This window comes from Alkalicoccus luteus (assembly GCF_012034335.1).
GTDB lineage: Bacteria > Bacillota > Bacilli > Bacillales > Salisediminibacteriaceae > Alkalicoccus > Alkalicoccus luteus_A.
Genome location: NZ_JAATHJ010000011.1, coordinates 50,430 through 67,742, shown reverse-complemented (window position 1 = coordinate 67,742; position 17,313 = coordinate 50,430). Strand labels below are relative to the sequence as shown.

The window sequence follows — 17,313 nt, the reverse complement described above, 5'->3', positions numbered from 1 at the left end:
GCGCCGGCCGCAGGGAAAATGTTCAACTTTTTCCGCGAAAGCATTAACCTCGGCCAGCAAACCCTAACGTTCAACTTTCGCCCGCAAAGCATCAACCTTGCTGCGAAAGTGTTCACGAGCATCAACTTAGAACTGTTATAACGAAGAAAACGTTAACTGGAGGAGGAAAAAATTCAACTTTTACAGGCAAACGTTCAACTTTTCGAAGGCGAAAGTCCAGTCCAGCTTTTTCCGCGGGAGAAAGTTATGAAGGATGTGCGCAAACTTATTATTTGGAGCATCAAACATTTCAATCCCGGCTCTGAACTTATGATTTCAAGGCTGAAACTTGACTTTGTTATCAACTGGCGTTCTTGATAGCGAAAATCTTATCACGATCGTGCCGGAAGTTTTCATTCTGGACGTTCAAATTATCATTTCACCGCTGCGTACTCATATCCGGCGCCTGCAAAAAAGACCGGCACGAAAACGTCGAAAGCTGGACTTGATGCAGGCGGGCTCCCATGCAAAAACCGCTGTATCTCCTTAAAGTCCCGATCCTTCGCCGACGTCACTTTTTCCACACAAAAAAGGGCCGTCCCGGGCAGGGGGACGGCCTCTCAAGAAAGGGGGAGAGGGGTGTTACTTACTGATTGATTGCGTCAACAGACTGAATCAGACCATTTCCGTAGTCACGCTGGGCGCCGAGCGGTTCTGCTGTGTCGTTCAGCAGCTGGCGTAGCTGGACGTTGGAAAGGTGCGGTTTCGCCTGCCAAACCTGAGCAGCGACACCCGCGACGTGCGGTGCTGCCATAGACGTACCGTTCAAGGCATCATAGCCGTTTCCAGGCACAGTACTGAGCACGTTTACACCTGGTGCAGAAATTTCAACAGCTGGTCCGGCGCTGGAGAAGGAAGCCGTGTTGTTGTTTTCATCAACAGCGGCGACAGCCATGGCGGACTCATACTGGGCTGGGAATCCGACTGTATCGAAGAAGCCCATCCCTTTACCGTCGTTACCGGCTGCTGCGACGACGAGAATACCTTCGTCATAAGCGAGATCAGTGAAGTTCTCGAGCACGGAGGAGCCGGAAGCACCGCCTAGACTCATGTTGATGATGTCCATATCGTTTTCAATCGACCATTCGATGCCGCGAGCGATGCCGTCGAGGGAACCGCTGCCGTCATTGCTGAGCACTTTGACTGCATGTAAATCCGCATCCGGTGCGACGCCGAGAACGCCGAGATCATTGTCTACGGCTGCGACGGTACCAGCTACGTGCGTACCGTGTCCGTTTCCGTCAGAGAACGGATTGGAGTTAGCCGAGTCGCTGAATACGGAAAAGCCGCCCTGCACGTTAGCTGCCAGGTCTTCATGGTTAATGTCGATCCCTGTATCAAGAATCGCTACATCCATACCGTCACCGCGGAAGCCGAGCTCCTGCGCCTGCACACCCTGTACGCTCTCAATGCCGTAAGGGATATCCTGCAGCGTGGTCACCTCAGCGTTCTCATCCAGTGCCGCAACGTGCGGGTGATCCTCAAGCGCCTCTGCCTGGCTGTCTGTCAGTTCGACCAGGTTGACGGGAAGGTAGTCATACTCATACAGAACATCCTCGTCTTCCACACCGAAAGCGTTCATTAAGCCCGCTTCAGCCGGTCCGTCGAACTGAACCAGATACTCCTCTTTATCGCCTTCCGTTTCCACATCGGCCGTTTCAGCACCAGCCGTAAACGGGATTAAAAACAATGCAGCAGTAAGTCCTCCAAAAGCAGCTTTCTTCATCCAATCATCCTTTCATCAAATAGTAGGAATTTTAGTCTTCATAAGGCAGGTCCATCGGCTCGACGGAATCTTCGTAAGGCAGATCAGCCGTGTCTTCAGCAGCTGTGAGAGAGCCTGAGACGGCACCTCCGGCAAACGTGACGATGAGTGCTGCCATGAGCAGGTATTTCATGATTCGTTCACCTCCTTTAAAAAGTACGGTATAGTGAAAAGACCAAGTCCAGAAACAGGTGATGCATAATGAACAGCCAAATGCTCGGGTCTACCATCGCTGCGATCCGCAAAGAAAAAGGAATGTCGCAAAAGCAGCTTGCCGAAGGTATTTGTACGCAGGGTGCAATTTCTCAAATAGAGAAAGGCGATATGATTCCGAAGATTGATACGCTTTACTACCTGGCGCTCCGTCTTGATTCGCCGTTGACGCTTTTCATTGACGTTTTCATTGAACCCGATTTTGAAGCGCGTGATCAGGTCGTCAGTCAGATTGAAGCAGCGGCTCGTGAACGGAAGCACGAAGAGATTTACGAGCTGATTGAGAAGCTGCGTGCAGAGAGTGAGATTGAAGACGCTTCTCTCGACTGCTATCTCTCCTGGTTTCACACCGTTGCCTGCTATTACACGGATCGAATCGATACCCGTGAAGCGATTCACCGGCTGCGCTTTTTGCTGGAAGAGGGAGACGATACGGAAATCCGCCGTCATCACCTTCACCTGCGCATCATGAACACCCTCGCCTACCTTCATGCGTTCGAAGGTCGTCCGCTGCAGACGATTTACTACCAGGATCGGATATTAAATACCCGCGTCCGGACAAAATCGGCCGCTAACGAGCTGAACTATGATGCTTTTTTAATCCGCGTCATGTACAACAAAGCGAAAACGTTGTATGACATGGGCGAGATCGATCAGGCGCAGCAGGTCATCAATCGTGCAATTAACCGTTCCATTGAGCAGGAAAACATGTCGATGCTCGGCCAGCTCTATTACTACCGGGGACAGTGCCTTGAGCGGACAGCTCCGGGAGAAACGGCCGATATCGAAGAGGCTTACCAGCGGGCGCTCTTATTTTTTGAGATATTGAACAAACGCCAGTATACGAAGCTGGTATGGGAGCAGAAAGCACAGTATCTTGTGTAGGCTGCTGCCCGCCTCTGTGATGAATTCAGAATACTTGCAACAGTAGCAATTATCAATGCGATTCGCCCATCGAAATATTAGTACACTAATATCCAGCTTATTGGCACTAGGGACTTTTATCGATAAGCAGTTGCCAAATCTTCCGGCACACCAGCAGAAAACAACTTTTGCGACAGTTGGGACTTTTATCGATAGAAGCCGGCTGCGCAAATGGTGGACGCTGGCTGGACATCGGTCTGATGAAGCGCTTTCTTTAAATTGAAAAACATGGTAAACTGCTTGTATAGTCAAAAAACGGCTTTTCTTTTTTATTTCGGGATGCAAACGATTGCACAATCAAACAGCGCTGCAAAAGCCGTTTATTCGTGAAAGGAGATGCACATATGATGAAGCCTTATGTAAAGCAGGATCCATGGTCCATAATTGAAGAGGGATTTGATCCGCAGAAGCAGGAAATATCCGAAAGCCTGTTCAGCATCGGTAACGGTCATACCGGTCAGCGTGCAAATTTCGAGGAGACCTACAGCGGCTCTTCCTTGCAGGGAAGCTACATGGCAGGCGTCTACTATCCGGATAAAACGCGCGTCGGCTGGTGGAAAAACGGCTATCCGGAGTACTTTGCAAAAGTATTGAATGCAACGAACTGGATCGGGCTAAAGCTGATCATTGACGGAACGGAGCTTGATCTGGCGACGGTTGAGGTGACCGATTTCCGCCGGGAGCTGAACATGAGGGAAGGGTTTCTGAAGCGGACGTTTACCGCGAAGCTCAGTTCCGAAAAGCGCGTTCACGTTAAGGCTGTCCGCTTTGTAAGCATGGCGCGCAAGGAAATCGGCGCGCTGTCCTATGAGCTGACACCGGAAGGATTCAGCGGCCGGCTGGAGCTGGATTCGTATCTCGACGGCGACATTAAAAACACCGATGCCAACTACGACGAAAAGTTCTGGGATCCGGTGGACCAGTCTGTGAACGGCATGCGCGCCTCTGTAACTGTGAAGACAAAGAAGCTTGATTTTCACTACTGCACGGTGAAGGAAACAGAAATCCAACAGAACGGTAGCTACACCCCGATCGAATCGACACCTGTCCTCCGCGATAAATACGCGGGCGTCCGGGCAGATATTGCTTTGAAAGACGGTGAAGCAACGACGATTTACAAATACACCGCCCATGTGACAAACCGCGACCACAGAAAGGAAGAACTTCAGGGTAAGGCGGAGCAGGCGCTGGAGGCTGCGCTTCAGGCCGGCTTCAGCCAGCTTCAAAAAGAGCAGGCAGAGGCGTGGGAAACCAAATGGCTCGACAGCGACATTGTGATCGAAGGAGACACGGCGGCGCAGCAGGGAATCCGGTTTAATATTTTCCAGCTGAATCAGACGTATACCGGCGAGGATGCAAGACTAAACATCGGTCCAAAAGGCTTCACCGGCGAAAAGTACGGAGGCAGCACCTATTGGGATACAGAAGCCTACTGTCTGCCGTTCTACCTGGCGACGGCTGACTCCCGCATCGCCCGCAACCTGCTCGTCTACCGCTGGAATCAGCTCGGAAAAGCAAAAGAAAACGCAGCGAAGCTGGGCTTTTCGAAGGGCGCCCTCTATCCGATGGTCACGATGAACGGGGAAGAGTCCCATAATGAATGGGAAATTACGTTTGAAGAGATCCACCGCAACGGGGCGATCGCCTATGCGGTTTATCAATATACGGACTATACAGGGGACACCTCTTATATAGAAGAAGCGGGGATGGAGGTGCTCGTGGAGATTTCCCGGTTCTGGGAGGACCGCGTGCTGTATAACAAACGTCGCGGGTCATACATGATGCTTGGTGTTACTGGTCCGAACGAGTATGAAAACAACGTGAATAATAACTGGTATACGAATCGGATTGCCGCATGGACCCTCTCCTACACGCTCGAAACGCTTACCACGTGGAAAGAGAAACAGCCGGAGCTGTTTGCGAAATGGCAGAAACAGCTGGGTATAACTGATGACGAATTGAACAAGTGGGATGAGATCCGCTCCAATATGTATGAGCCGTATGATGAGGAAACGGGCGTGTTTTTACAGCAGGACGGTTTTCTGGATAAAGAGCTGATGGCTGTCAGCGAGCTGGAGGCAAAGCATCTTCCACTCAATCAGAACTGGTCATGGGACCGGATTCTTCGTTCCTGTTTTATAAAACAAGCGGATGTTTTACAGGGGCTGCACTTTTTAAATCACGAGTATGATGAAGAGACGAAGCGACGCAATTTTGATTTTTATGAGCCGATGACGGTGCATGAATCATCGCTCTCTCCGTGTGTGCACGCGGTGCTTGCCTGTGAGCTGGGCTACGGGGCAAAAGCGTACGACATGTATCTGCGGACAGCGCGGCTCGATCTTGATAATTACAACAACGATACGGAAGACGGCTGTCATATCACCAGCATGGCCGGCACGTGGATGGCGGTCGTGCAAGGCTTTGGCGGTATGAGAGTCCGCAATGGAGAGCTCCATCTGAATCCGGCTCTCCCGGAGAAGTGGAACGGCTATTCGTTTAAAATTGTATTCGGAGGCGCACGACTGCTGATCCGTGTAAGCAAAAACGGCGTGACGGTGATCAACGAAACAAATCAGAGCGTTGAGCTGTACGTAAATGGCAGCCGGATCACCGCTTCTGCCAATCAGGAAATTCAGGCAGGCTGACCGGGGTGCGGACAAATGCCGATATGCTCAAGCTGATTCTGGAAACAGCTGAAGCGATGGACGAGGTGCGGACGGTGACGCTCCACGGCTCCAGAGTTTCCGGAGCGCCGGAAGACAGGTGGATGGACTATGACGTTGCCTATTACGTCACAGAGATGGGTGCTTTGCAACAGGAAACAGCATGGCTGGCGCCTTTTGGAGACAGATTAATCATGCAGCGGCCTGAGCTTTCCACGCTGGCTGAGCCGCACGGGCTCGGCTGGTTCCCGATTCTCATGCAGTTCGCCGACGGCAGCCGTATTGACCTGACGCTCGTTCCGGTCAAGCTCACAGAGAACTACCTGCAGCAGGGCGAGCCGGGCAGGATGCTTCTCGATAAAGACGGACTGTTGCAAAGGTTGTCACTGCAGCAGGAGCCTGGATTTGCGGTAGTTCTGCCGACAGCAGCTGAATATGCGGATTGCTGCAATGAATTCTGGTGGGTGTCTCCCTATGTCGTAAAAGGGCTGGCAAGAGGGCAGCTGCTCTATGCGTTGGAACACATATCGATTCTCCGGAAAGAATACAGGCGGATGCTCAGCTGGAAGGCAGCTGCAGAAGCGGACGGACCGGTGTACGCGGGAAAGCAGGGAGACGGTCTGGAAGCGATCGTACCGGAATTGGAGTGGCAAATGCTGCAACGGACGTATGCACGAGCAGAACCAGAGAAAATCGCCGGGCTTCTTCCGGCACTCTGGCAGGCTTTTTCCACTGCATCGAATGAAACCGCAGGCCTGCTCGGTTTTCCTTATCGTGTTGAGGACAGGCTTCAAAGCTGGCTGCATGAGCGCCTGCAGGAATAACATAAATGAAAAGCGGTGCCGGGATCTGAACAAGATCTCCGGCACCGCTTTTCTGATATAAAAACCATGGGGGGTTCACGCCCGGCCGCGGAGCAGCAGATAAACAAAATATGGTGCTCCGATTAAAGCAACGACGACACCGGCAGGAATCCCGTCCGTAACCGGCACTGTCCGTCCGATCGTATCCGCCAAAACGAGCAGGAAAGCGCCGATAATCATGGCGAGCGGAATCGTCCGCCGATAATCCGCCCCGGAAAAGGAGCGGGCAATATGCGGTGCCATTAAACCGACGAAGGCGATGCCGCCGGTAACGGAAACAGCAGCGGCTGCAAGCGCCACGGCACAAAGGATAAGCAGAATCTGCGTACGCTTCATAGGAACGCCAAGCCCGACCGCTGCCTGTTCACCAAGGCCGATCACGTTCAGCGACCGGCTGCCGAAAAGCACGAGCGGAACGAGCAGCAACAGCCACGGGGCGAGCGCAGCAACGAACGGCCAGTCGGTTCCCCAGACGCCGCCGGCAAGCCAGCGGGCAATGAAGTCCACTTTCATTCGATCCGTACCGGAGATGAGCACGATCATGAATCCGGACAGGGCTAACGAAAACCCGACCCCGATTAACACGAAGGAAGTCGGCTCCAGGCCGGTGCCTTTCTTATAGGCAGCCGCATAAATACAAACGGCTGTCAGCAGAGCTCCTGCAAAGGCGACGAGCGGAAGTACATAAATAAAGCTGCCCGCACTGATCGGGAAGAACAGAAAAAAGACAGCAACTGCTGTTCCTGCACCGGAGTTGATGCCGATGATGCCGGGGTCTGCAAGATCATTTCTCGTCAGTCCCTGCAGCACAGCGCCGGAAACAGCAAGTGCTGCTCCGGCAAGCAGTGTAATCAGAATTCGCGGGAGCCGAATGTCAAAAAGCAGAAACGACTCGGTTTCGGTTCCGAACCCGAACAACACCGGAATCATTCTCGAAAGCGGAAGAGATGCCTGGCCAAGTGCAGCGGAACCGGCGGCGGTGCAGAGAAGTAAAATCGAACTGATGATGAGCGCATGACGGTAAAGGGGCGTCATGTTCGGCCTCCTTTCCGGACGAGCCATAAAAAGAAGGGGAGACCGACGATCGCGGTCAATGCGGCAACCGGCGTTTCATAAGGCGCGTTAATCGTTCTGCCGAGCGTATCGGCAACCAGTAAAAAGGCGGCTCCGACGAGCATGGAAAGTGGCAGAATCAGCCGGTAATCGGTGCCGGCAACTTGCCGGACGATGTGCGGGATCATGAGACCGATAAACGCCATATTTCCAACAAGCGCCACCGCTGAGCCGGCCAGTATAATCACAATGAGAAAGAAAGCCGCTTTGATCAGTTCAGTCCGCTGGCCGAGCCCGACAGCTGTCTCTTCATTCAGACTGAGAACAGTCAGCTGCCTCGATAGTAAAAGAGCAATCGCAATCCCGGTTGCAATGAGCGGCGCTACTATTTGAATTTGAGTCCAGTTCGTACCAATTAATCCGCCGGCCGTCCACATGGAAACCTCCTGTGAAATACGAAAGAGCAGACCAAGCCCTTCCGCTGCGGCAGCAAAAAAGGCAGTGACGGCAGCTCCAGCCAGGACAATCCGAAATGGCGAGACGGGACCCCGCGCGGCACGGCTGATACCGAAGACGATCGCTGCGGCTACAGCAGCACCGATCATCCCGGCAATCATCGTACCGAAATAGGTTGTCGTAAAAAAAGCGATGGATACAGCGAGCGCCAGATTCGCTCCTGCTGTCAGGCCAAGCAGTCCCGGGTCGGCAAGCGGATTACGCGTCATTCCCTGAAGAATCGCACCGGAAGCAGCAAGCGCCGCTCCGGTCAGCGCTGCTGCCGTTTCGCGCGGCAGACGCATGCTTCGGATGATATCACGGTTTTCTCCGCCTTCCGCCGTAAATAGAGCCCGGAAGACATCTGCCGGGCCAATCTCTGCAGCACCGAGAAACAAGGACATAAAAAAACAAGCTGCCAGCAGCAGAAAACCGGCCGGCAGCAGGACAGCTGGAGGAAGGGCACGTTTCATAGCAGGCATGCCGTTCGTCCTTCCCGTAGTTTAGTTCAGAAATTCTTCTTCAAATACCTCGAGCTGGTAGTCGAGCGTAAGCGGATCGTTGAAGTAAAAGGACATGGCGTCTACTTCGATGACGTTCCCGTTCTCGACAGCAGGAATGTTCTGATAGGTTTCCGTTTCTGTAAACGAGTTGTCGGTTTCCGCTACTTTGCTGAAAATCATATAGTCGCCGGCGAATTCCGGCAGCACCTCAGCAGAAAGGGCATAGTATCCTTCGTCCAGTGCCTCTTCCTCTACTCGTTCCGGCATAGCAAGCTCCATCTCCTGATAAAGAATTTCGGTACCGCGTCCCCAGTTGTCGCCGAATACGTACAGCTGTTTATCAAAGTTTTCAAAAACGGAAATCGTCGCGTCTTCCCCGATTTCAGCTTTGATGTCGTCACCGAGTGCAGAAGCTTCTTCCTTAAAGCTCTCTACCCAGGAGACTGCTTCCTCTTCTTTGTTTAACAGCTTGCCGATTTCGATATGCTGCTCCAGGTAGTCGACTTTACCGTATTCATATGTGACAACCGGAGCAATCTCTTCCAGTTGGCTGATATTATTCATATTATCAAGACCGATGATTAAATCCGGATCCAGCTCAATCAGCTGCTCGATATTCTCATCTGAAATGGCTTCGACACCTTCCAGCTCCTCTGCGAACTGCGGGTTGTCCATGCTCCAGGAATCAACGCCGACAAGCGGTACATCCAGTGACATGACGTTACCGGCAAATGTTGAAAGCACAGCTACACGCTGTGGATTTTCAGGAACTTCGACAGGTCCGTTTTGAGATTCATATGTAAACGTCCCTCCGCTGTTCTCGTTGGATGCTCCCGCATCGTCTCCAGAGCCACAGGCAGTCAGTACAAGCGTCGAAACAGACAGCAGCATCAGTGCTTTTTTCATTATTCATACTTCCCTTCGCTATTTATATTGAAAATGATTCTCAATTTCAGTACAATGATTATCATAGTGCGAATGAGAATCGTTGTCAATAAAAGTTTTTACATATTGAATGCAGGAGGCGCAACTATGAAGGATGTAACCATCATCGGCGGAGGTCCGGCTGGGCTGTACGCTACTTTTTACAGCGGACTTAGGGGCATGAGTGTAACGTTAATCGAGGCCCAGGCGCAGCTGGGCGGGAAAGTTCGGCTTTATCCGGAAAAAGTCATTTGGGATGCAGGCGGGATGCCGCCGTTAAGCGGTGAGGATTTCTGTGCCGGATTGGTTCGGCAGGGAAGAACATTTGACCCGGAGGTTCATCTCGAAACAATTGTAGCGGATATCAAACAGACCGAGAATGGCTTCGAGGTCTTGACCGAAGGGGGGAGCTCGTTTGAATCTTCAACGGTGATTGTCGCTGCCGGAGGTGGTATTATCACGCCGCAGCGTCTTGAAGTTGAGGGGGCGGAACGATTTGATATGACGAACCTGCACTATACGGCGCAGGGGCTTGAAACGTTCCGGGACAAAACTGTTCTCATTTCCGGAGGCGGCAATACAGCAGTTGACTGGGCGAACGAACTGGAAGGAATTGCGGCAAACGTTATTATAAGCTGCCGCAGTGCGTTGAAAGGACATGAAGCAGTCGTCGAAAAAGTCATGTGCTCCACCGTCGACTGTATGCTGCAAACGTCGATTCAGCGGCTGATTGCCGATGAGAGCGGTACGAGAATCAAACAGGTGGAGCTGCAGTGCGGCCTGGATGCAGGCAGAATTGTTGATGTGGATCATGTCCTTGTGAATCACGGCTATGAGCGGGAGCTGGCCTTTTTGAATGGCACGAGCCTCGCGCTTGAGATGGAGGAGCAGCGAATCACTGCCGCTGCGAACGGAGCGACGAGCGTACCCGGCCTGTTTGCAGCTGGCGACGTAGCGCTTCACCCAGGTAAAATCAACCTCCTTGCCGGTGCGTTTCATGACGCAGCGAACGCCGTGAATGCAGCGAAAACATACGTTGATCCGGAAGCGGCAGCCTCCGGCATGGTCTCGTCTCATCACAGCGGCTTTGCAGAACGGAATGAGGCGTTAAAGAAAGCGGGACAGGTGTAGCGGGCTGGCCAAGGAGACAAGCTGATGGCGACCTTGAGAGATAGAGAAAGGCAAGTACGTGGCAGGCTGGATCATAATGAATAGACAGGTAAGCAGATTAACTTTGTCGACAGCCTGACGAGCCGGAGAATACTGCCGACTCGTTATTTCACGTCATAAAGCGGCTGGAGAGCGGTCAGGAGCGTCCAAGAAAGCGGATGAATCTGGCGGCTGGGTGAATCGCGAGACTTTGAAGCAGCAGGGATAAAAAGACGACGCTGAAGGAGACTGCTGCAAGGAGCGCTGCCTGATCAGCTGCAGATTCCTGGATCGTCAGGATTAAATAAACAGACACTGCTCCTTTCACACCGGAAATACTGACGAGAAAACGCTCGGAAAACGTTGGCTTATGAACCGTTGGCGTTGCGCGCATGATCAGCTCGACCACCAGCCAGCGAAGGACAACCATCAGAATAAAAAAGAGAACGATAACGTGCCAGTAGCTATTAAAGAGCGACGGTCCTGCAGCGATGCCGATCAGTAAAAACAGCAGTGATAAAATGGATAGTTCAACGATCTCCCAAAAGCCATCGAGTGATTCCCGTAAATGGCTTTCGCGGCTGCTTGCTTTGATCCGATGAGAAAGAAAAAGTCCGGCTGTAACGACGGCGAGCACTCCGGATGCATGCACCGCTTCTGCAGCAATAAACGAGGCATAGGCGATGATAATACTGAGCATAATCTGATAGCTGCGCTCGTGTGTATAATGAAGCGCGAGACTGAACAGCCAGCCGAAGGCAGCGCCGATCGCAGCACCGCCAAGCGAGGTGACGAGAAGCTGACTGGTGCCCTCCAGAAAAGTAGGCGGGCTTTGGACGTACCAGCTGAAAACGAGCGAGAAGACAACGATACTCGTTCCGTCATTGATCATCGATTCCCCCTCGACGACGCTTGTTACGAGTTCGTCGTCCAAATCAGATGACAATATTTCAATCACAGAAACCGGATCCGTTGGAATCAGGACAGCCGCAATAAGCAGCGCTGCGGTAAACGATATCGTCATAAACGGAATTGACACGGCAAAAAAGGCTGCTCCTGAAAGAAAGACCGCGGCTACAATGCCGGCGGTGCTGAGCAGCAGAATAAAGCGGCGGTACCGGAAAAACTGCTGAACGGGAAAACGGTAAGCTCCGACAAACAAAAGAGCAGGAAGCAAAATATGATAAATAAACGAGGCGGTAACCGGCACCTCGGAATAAAACGGAATAAAGGAAAGCAGAATACCAAGGAGGACAAGTACGGGCGGAGCCGGAAACGCCTGCTTATTCCGGTCAAGTGTATACACGAGGTAGCCGATCAGCAGCAGGCTTAAAACCAAGGCGACATCTTCCAGCATAGCTTCAGGCCCCCCTTCTCTTTTCTATCCTTATACCCTTTTTAACCAGTCTCGCACCGTCAGAAATACGAATGAAATTTCGTATAAAGGGGTGAGATTTAGACGAGCGCGTTGTACACTGATAAGAGAAGCTGTGAAGGAGATTGTTATGGTGAACCAAACCCGGATCCGGCCAGATATTCTGGGCGGTGCTGTTTTGCTGTTTATTCTTATAATGTTTTTATTTCAGGACGTGCTGACGTTTGAGGCTGCGCCGTCTGCGTGGATTAACGTGAACACGATCTTTCTCGGTATTGTCATTGAAGCAGCACCGTTTCTTTTGATCGGCGTGCTGCTCTCCTCCATGATCCACCTGTACGTTACCCCCGAACAGATTGCCCGCTGGATGCCCGGCAAAGGGATTAAAACACTCCTCCCTGCAGCGCTTGTCGGCACGATTCTTCCGCTGTGTGAATGTGCGATTGTGCCAGTCGTCAGGCGGCTGATTAAAAAAGGCGTACCCTTTCAGGCCGGGATGGTCTTTCTCGTTGCCGCACCAATTCTGAATCCGGTTGTGCTCGCTTCTACGTTTTTTGCGTTCCGCAATCAGCTGGAGATCGTCTATGTCCGTTTCGGGCTGGCATTCGTGCTGTCTCTTGTCATTGGGCTGATTTTATATCTTGTATTTAAAAACAAGGGCCCGGTGATCCGTACAAGACCGGGAGAAGTGCACGTGCATCACCATCATCACCACGAACATGGACAGGGGGTTGCCGCGCGGCTGAAGGAAATCTGCTCTCACGCAGCAGAGGAATTTTTTATGATGGGGAAGTACCTGCTGATCGGCGCTTTTATTGCCGCGCTCTTCCAAACGTTTCTCGACAGGTCAGTGCTGCTCAGCATCGGATCGGATGAAATAGCCTCTGTAGCCGTGATGATGGGATTTGCGTATATTTTATCGCTCTGTTCGGAAGCAGATGCGTTTGTGGCATCATCGTTTGGAAATCAGTTTACACCGGCATCAATTTCAGCCTTCCTGCTTTACGGGCCGATGCTTGATCTGAAAAATACGATCATGCTGTTTGCTTTTTTTCGCACGAAATTTGTCATTGTCTTTATGATTACCGTAACCGCCGCCGTCTTTGCAGGTGTTCTGCTGACGTTTGCGGTCATCAGCTGATAAGGAGGGGAAATCATTGTCCTATGCTTTTTTACGAGGTGTGATTCTGATGGGCTTCGGCCTGCTGATTCTCGGACTCGTTCTGTCAGGCGGTATCGTCTATTACATTGCACCGATCATGATGCCGTTCATCTATTTCGGCATGGTCACGTTTTTTATTCTTGGAGCGGTACAGCTGTTTCAGGATAAAGAGGATGATCACCCGCAGCCCTGGCCGGTGTATGTGCTGTTTCTCGTTCCCCTTACGGCGGGATTCATTTTGCCGGAACGCGGTCTTGACAGCTCCGTCGCTGAAAATCGGGGAGTTCAATACGGAGCTGCAGCACATGGTCCCGGTCTTCAGGCGGAGGAATCCGAATCCGATACCCCGCGTGCTGATTCCTATCTTGATGACCCGGACGGTTATATGGAGGCGCTCGGCGGAACGGAAGAAGAGGAAGCCGACGAGCATGCCCCGCTTGATTACGAAGATGAAGAATGGTTCGAAGGCTATTACGAAGAACTGTTCGAAACTTACGCTGGAGCGGATGAAATTGCTGTGGATGAAGATACGTTTATCGATGTCCTCACTCTGCTTGATCTGTATACCGATTCTTTTGAAGGAACAGAAGTGGAGGTGTATGGATTCGCGTTTCGCGAGCCGGATTTTGATGAGAACAGACTCGTCGCGGCACGCTTCGGCATGACCTGCTGTGTAGCTGACGCAGGTGTTTACGGGCTGATTATCGACTCTGAAGAAGCGGCTGATTTCGGTGATGATACATGGTTCCAGGCACGGGGGACGATTCGTGCCGGCACATATAACGGTCAGGAAGTTGCCATCTTAGAAGATGCAGAGCTTGAACCGATCGAACAGCCCGACAGCCCTTACGTTTATCCAGGCTATCAGTAGGCGAACTGTTTATGAAAACGGCGCTGCCGGCCAAAAACGGAACCGACTAAAAGTCATTTCGTTGCTTTGACGAAAGAAAAGGAGGCCCCTTGGCCTGCACTAACCGCCGTTATGAAGCATAAGAACCGGTACGGAGCTGAGGGAGACACCTCTCTGCTCCGTGCCGGTTTCTTGTTAATCAGCTGGTCGAATCAGCCGTCTTTTTCCGTCCGAAGTAAAGGATACCGAACAGAAGCCAGAACAGCGTCATCGCGGCGGAACCGATTAAAAACGGGACGGCTCCGAACTGGAAGATGAGCGGCATCGCCGCAGCTGTTACAAGTCCGCCGCCGACGAACGGTTCGAAAAGTACCTGTTTATAGCCGAACCCTTCCAGCGCCGGTGTTTCATTGTTCGGGTCGGCTACTTTCATAAGGAGCAGGCCGGTAGCGGCAATCCCGGTGGCCTGACCGAAATCACCGAGCCCGCGCTCAAACCAGTAGCTCGGAATCATTTTAGGAGCGAGATACAAGAACGCAAGCACGTTCCACACGACACCTACGATGGCTAGACCGAGAAACGCTGCAAGGTTATCACCGATAACGGCAATGGAAATCGTCGCTAACGCGCTGACGATCAAAATGTCCAGGGAAAGGCCACTTACACGGTTGATCGTTTTTCGGTCAATCAGCTGAAAGCGGTCAAATTTCTGTGAGAACGCCTGAACAATAATACCGCCAACCATGGCTAGCGGGAAGAGAGGCACGTATTCGAACAGATATACGTCTGTCGCCTGCCCGTACGTTATGTCTTCCAGCCAGACGAAAAACTCGAGCAGCACCCAGCCGACCCCGATTGCGAGTCCGACGTAGGCGATGTGAACGGAAAACGGATCAATTGATTCCGGCCGCGTCGTCATATCAGCACTGGCGTCACGGTTATCGAGGTCTACAATGCCAGTCTTCCCTTTGTCGGAAAAAGACTGTTTCCCGCCGACAAATTTTGCTCTGCCGGTTCTGGCACCGATGTTAATCAGGATAATCCCGATGATGACCCCGCTCAAAATCCCAATTGTTGCAAGCCCGATTGATAAATCGTACCCTTCAGAGAACCCGAGCTCGTTAAACGTTTCCCCGAGTCCGGCTGCGGTACCGTGTCCGCCGACAAAGCTGATTTCAATCAGTGCTCCGGCAAGCGGATTCGTTCCGAATAAAGGAGCGAGCACCAGCAGGACAAGGACGATCCCGATGACATACTGCCCCCACGAAACCATCTGGCCCATTGCCACTTGCGGACCACCGACAATCCAGACCTTCTGCAGATCCGGCAGCCGGGTTCCGAGGAACAACGATGCGAATACGATGTTAATAAACAGGCCGGGGAGTTCTGCCCAGACATCGATCATAAAGGCAGGAAACATTCCCCTTGCAAAGATCGATTCCGGTGCGAACTGAGAAACGATGCTGCCGAGAACTTCGGGCCCCAGCAGGAGGGCGAGTGCTCCGGCGATGATGGAAGATGGTAAAAACAGCTGCTGCAGTTTTACCGAATAGACCCGAATCCATTTACCGATGATGAGAAGAATTCCAATAATGATAAAGCTGAAGCCTATTTCATTAGGGCTCATGGCAGGCACTTCCTTTCCATTTTTATGTAGTCCTTTTCATGCTATACCCTTCAAAGCTGTAAAAACGTATGGAAAATAATGAAATATTTAGTGTGCTCTCTACGGAAAGCTGATAAACGTTTCAAAGAAACGGGTACAGGTACGTAGGAGGTGCTTCCGCTATGCTTCTTTACAGGATCGGCTGGATTGTCTCGCTGCTGGCAGCTGCAGCTGGTTTTACAGGCTCTGCTTTCCGGGAAGACGGACTGCTGCTGACGTTAGGGGTTGCCATGCTGTTTTGTGCAGCAATACTATTTTTTCTGGACAGGCAGGGGTTATAGATTCTTTTAGATTTTTATAGTCTTATTTGACATGAAAAGCCTGCAGAATCGGGTAGTGTGCAGGATGGATGACTATTACAGATAAAAGGGTGAGTCAAAACATGAAAAAATCAATTGCATTGACAGGTGCAGTCACAGCTTCGCTTGTACTGGCTGCTTGCGGAAACGCAGAAAACAATGGTGAGGAGAATGACGGAGCAGACAATAATGCCCCGGAAAACAACACAGCTGAAGAGAATAACGCAGATGAGAATGCGGATAACGAAGCGAATGAGAACGAAGAAGCAGAAGATGGCGGGGAGATTGAAGACCTGGCATCCGAGTATGATATTGACGTGACGGTCGGAGAAGGAGACGGCGGTGAAGAAGCTTCTATGGAAGAATTAGAAGAACTGTTTGCTGCAGTAGCTGCTGCACGCGATGCAGACATGCTCCCGAAAGATGAATCACCGGATGAAGGTGAAGGAGAAGAATCCGGCACAGCTGAAGGTTATTATCTGATCCCTGGTGCAGAAGAATCAGACATGCGCGTCCTGCTTTCATTCTCGTATGAGCTGGAAGGAGATTTGGAAGACGAAAGCCGCTTCCCGTCGTTCGGAGACGTATCTGACTCTGAAATAAGCGTGGATGGATCTGATGTTCTCAGCTGGAACGCTGATTCTGTTGAAGAGGAAATCGTATCCGCCGGTACAGGAGCAGAATTCCAGACAGCCGGTGCATGGCACATTGAAGTAGAGGTTGACGGCCAGCATGTAGAAGCGGAAGAAGAGGACGAATTTATCCTTGAATTCAGCACGGGCACACTGGTCGGAATCGAATAATAATAAACAAAAGAGCTGTTCCGCCGGATCGTCCGGAGGAACAGCTCTTTTGTTGTTCTATACGTCTTCTTCAGCCAGCATTTTTCGCGTGAAGCGGTCGACGTTTCCGTTTAACTCATCAATAATATCATCCATGGATGCAGCATCATCCAGATGCATGACGACTTCTCCATTCTCATACAAAATCAGGCACGGGAAGTGATCGGCGTGAAAATAGTCCGGAACCTCCGGATGGTCAGATGCTGACACGATGTGTGGCTGAACGATGTCGAGGTTGTTTACTTCGAGCAAAGCATTGTAGTAAGGGTGGTTGTTCTGATCATTCGAGTCTTCAATCAGTACGATCGCGTGGAGCTTATTGTCTTCTTCAATTTCCGGTATAATGTCATAAACGGACTCTGAGCCGCATCCAAATACAAACGCGCTCATACCGATTAATAAGATGATCAGTTTCATGATGTCTCACCTGCTTACTTCTATTTGTCTCTATCATACTGCCTGAACACCAAAAATGGGTAAACGTTACAGAATGATAACGAAACTGTCATCATTCTGAGAAGTGAA

Annotated in this window: 16 protein-coding genes; 8 read left to right on the top strand and 8 right to left on the bottom strand. The window is 51.4% G+C overall.

Annotation, left to right across the window (positions count from 1 at the left end; genetic code table 11):
• Positions 1–625: 625 nt before the first annotated feature.
• Together HCN83_RS09330 and HCN83_RS09325 are read right to left on the bottom strand one after the other, a co-directional pair.
• Positions 626–1,765, bottom strand: coding sequence for a S8 family peptidase (locus HCN83_RS09330; protein ID WP_168006597.1), 1,140 nt, complete (start codon positions 1,763–1,765; stop codon positions 626–628).
• A 31-nt stretch (positions 1,766–1,796) separates the two neighbouring features.
• Positions 1,797–1,937, bottom strand: a complete 141-nt coding sequence (locus HCN83_RS09325) for a hypothetical protein (protein ID WP_168006596.1) — start codon at positions 1,935–1,937, stop codon at positions 1,797–1,799.
• Between the two features lie 68 nt (positions 1,938–2,005).
• Here HCN83_RS09325 and HCN83_RS09320 point away from each other — a divergent pair, with 68 nt between their 5' ends.
• The 3 genes from HCN83_RS09320 (at position 2,006) to HCN83_RS09310 (ending at position 6,431) form a co-directional block, all read left to right on the top strand.
• Positions 2,006–2,902 carry a helix-turn-helix domain-containing protein gene (locus tag HCN83_RS09320; protein ID WP_168006595.1) on the top strand — a complete coding sequence of 299 codons (897 nt, stop codon included), beginning with the start codon at positions 2,006–2,008 and terminating at the stop codon, positions 2,900–2,902.
• Between the two features lie 386 nt (positions 2,903–3,288).
• Positions 3,289–5,589, top strand: coding sequence for a glycoside hydrolase family 65 protein (locus tag HCN83_RS09315; RefSeq protein ID WP_168006637.1), 2,301 nt, complete (start codon positions 3,289–3,291; stop codon positions 5,587–5,589).
• 5 nt (positions 5,590–5,594) lie between these two features.
• Entirely contained in the window at positions 5,595–6,431 is an 837-nt protein-coding gene (locus HCN83_RS09310) for an aminoglycoside 6-adenylyltransferase (protein WP_343033688.1), read from the top strand.
• Positions 6,432–6,506: 75 nt separating this feature from the next.
• Here HCN83_RS09310 and HCN83_RS09305 read toward each other — a convergent pair whose 3' ends face one another.
• The 3 genes from HCN83_RS09305 to HCN83_RS09295 are packed head-to-tail and all read right to left on the bottom strand — an operon-like array spanning position 6,507 to position 9,427.
• Positions 6,507–7,505 (bottom strand): FecCD family ABC transporter permease, encoded by a 999-nt coding sequence (locus HCN83_RS09305; protein WP_168006593.1) that lies wholly within the window; start codon positions 7,503–7,505, stop codon positions 6,507–6,509.
• The gene (locus tag HCN83_RS09300) at positions 7,502–8,491 is read right to left on the bottom strand and encodes a FecCD family ABC transporter permease (RefSeq protein ID WP_425483608.1); all 990 of its coding nucleotides are present in this window, start codon (positions 8,489–8,491) and stop codon (positions 7,502–7,504) included. Before HCN83_RS09300 ends, HCN83_RS09305 begins: the two co-directional genes overlap by 4 nt.
• A gap of 30 nt (positions 8,492–8,521) precedes the next feature.
• Positions 8,522–9,427 carry an iron-hydroxamate ABC transporter substrate-binding protein gene (locus HCN83_RS09295; protein WP_168006591.1) on the bottom strand — a complete coding sequence of 302 codons (906 nt, stop codon included), beginning with the start codon at positions 9,425–9,427 and terminating at the stop codon, positions 8,522–8,524.
• A 126-nt stretch (positions 9,428–9,553) separates the two neighbouring features.
• On the opposite strand from HCN83_RS09295, the gene HCN83_RS09290 reads away from it, so the two are divergent.
• The gene (locus HCN83_RS09290; RefSeq protein WP_168006590.1) at positions 9,554–10,576 is read left to right on the top strand and encodes an NAD(P)/FAD-dependent oxidoreductase; all 1,023 of its coding nucleotides are present in this window, start codon (positions 9,554–9,556) and stop codon (positions 10,574–10,576) included.
• A gap of 175 nt (positions 10,577–10,751) precedes the next feature.
• Here the strand turns inward: HCN83_RS09290 and HCN83_RS09285 are convergent, their stop codons facing one another.
• Entirely contained in the window at positions 10,752–11,951 is a 1,200-nt protein-coding gene (locus HCN83_RS09285; RefSeq protein WP_168006589.1) for a cation:proton antiporter, read from the bottom strand.
• Between the two features lie 148 nt (positions 11,952–12,099).
• Between HCN83_RS09285 and HCN83_RS09280 the strand changes: the two genes are divergently transcribed.
• Both HCN83_RS09280 and HCN83_RS09275 read left to right on the top strand, forming a co-directional pair.
• The gene (locus HCN83_RS09280) at positions 12,100–13,110 is read left to right on the top strand and encodes a permease (RefSeq protein ID WP_168006588.1); all 1,011 of its coding nucleotides are present in this window, start codon (positions 12,100–12,102) and stop codon (positions 13,108–13,110) included.
• A gap of 16 nt (positions 13,111–13,126) precedes the next feature.
• Complete coding sequence (locus HCN83_RS09275; RefSeq protein WP_246238171.1) at positions 13,127–14,002, top strand: TIGR03943 family putative permease subunit; 876 nt, start codon at positions 13,127–13,129, stop codon at positions 14,000–14,002.
• A 178-nt stretch (positions 14,003–14,180) separates the two neighbouring features.
• Here the strand turns inward: HCN83_RS09275 and HCN83_RS09270 are convergent, their stop codons facing one another.
• Positions 14,181–15,608 carry a sodium/glutamate symporter gene (locus HCN83_RS09270; protein ID WP_168006586.1) on the bottom strand — a complete coding sequence of 476 codons (1,428 nt, stop codon included), beginning with the start codon at positions 15,606–15,608 and terminating at the stop codon, positions 14,181–14,183.
• Between the two features lie 161 nt (positions 15,609–15,769).
• Here HCN83_RS09270 and HCN83_RS09265 point away from each other — a divergent pair, with 161 nt between their 5' ends.
• Both HCN83_RS09265 and HCN83_RS09260 read left to right on the top strand, forming a co-directional pair.
• Positions 15,770–15,928: a hypothetical protein gene (locus HCN83_RS09265; protein ID WP_168006585.1), complete on the top strand. Its 159-nt coding sequence runs from the start codon at positions 15,770–15,772 to the stop codon at positions 15,926–15,928.
• Between the two features lie 101 nt (positions 15,929–16,029).
• The gene (locus HCN83_RS09260; RefSeq protein WP_168006583.1) at positions 16,030–16,749 is read left to right on the top strand and encodes a hypothetical protein; all 720 of its coding nucleotides are present in this window, start codon (positions 16,030–16,032) and stop codon (positions 16,747–16,749) included.
• Positions 16,750–16,806: 57 nt separating this feature from the next.
• Here the strand turns inward: HCN83_RS09260 and HCN83_RS09255 are convergent, their stop codons facing one another.
• Entirely contained in the window at positions 16,807–17,205 is a 399-nt protein-coding gene (locus HCN83_RS09255; RefSeq protein WP_168006581.1) for a hypothetical protein, read from the bottom strand.
• Between the last annotated feature and the right edge of the window lie 108 nt (positions 17,206–17,313).